Origin of the sequence: Prevotella sp. HMSC073D09 (assembly GCF_001814145.1) — a bacterium.
GTDB classification, from domain to species: domain Bacteria; phylum Bacteroidota; class Bacteroidia; order Bacteroidales; family Bacteroidaceae; genus Prevotella; species Prevotella conceptionensis.
This window is the reverse complement of record NZ_KV815021.1, coordinates 1-525: the sequence shown is the minus strand read 5'-3', so window position 1 is coordinate 525 and position 525 is coordinate 1. Positions and strand designations below refer to the sequence as shown.

1 protein-coding gene is annotated in these 525 nt (G+C 41.7%); it reads left to right on the top strand.

The features are described from left to right. Nucleotides 1–398 (top strand): IS66 family insertion sequence element accessory protein TnpB (tnpB, locus tag HMPREF2955_RS14820; RefSeq protein ID WP_246830025.1); only part of this gene is annotated, 398 nt, incomplete at its 5' end. Nucleotides 399–525: the final 127 nt, after the last annotated feature.

The following is a 525-nucleotide window of genomic DNA, read 5'->3' as shown; positions in this document are numbered from 1 at the left end:
TATTCGCCGTCTTTTTCCGATATGTTTTGTTTCCTACCTTTGTGCAAAAAAATATGTTTGCACTCAACGAAACAAATGTTTACCGTGTTTGCTGTACTCCTGTTGATATGCGTCAGGGAATCCTCCGCTTATGTCAATTCGTACGTGGTAATGACTTCAACCCTTCTGACGGTTGTGTCTATGTATTTTATAATCGCCCTCGCAACCGCATCAAATTGCTCCATTGGGAACGTTGTGGCTTTGTTGTGTATCACAAGCAGATGGCGCAGGGCTGTTTAAGTGGTAAGATTATGCAGCAGGCCACAGGGTTTTATGAACTCCGGTGGGACGAATTGGTCCTTTACATGGAAGGCATAAATCCCCGTTGCTATCGGAGAAAACGTTACAACAAACCTTGATGTTTTCTTGCTCATGTCAGATATTTTTCGTATCTTTGTATTGTATAAATGACTGGCATACTGATGAATACGTTCAACAACAAGACTGCGCTTGACTATCGTTTCTTAACACGAGAAGACGTTGTAA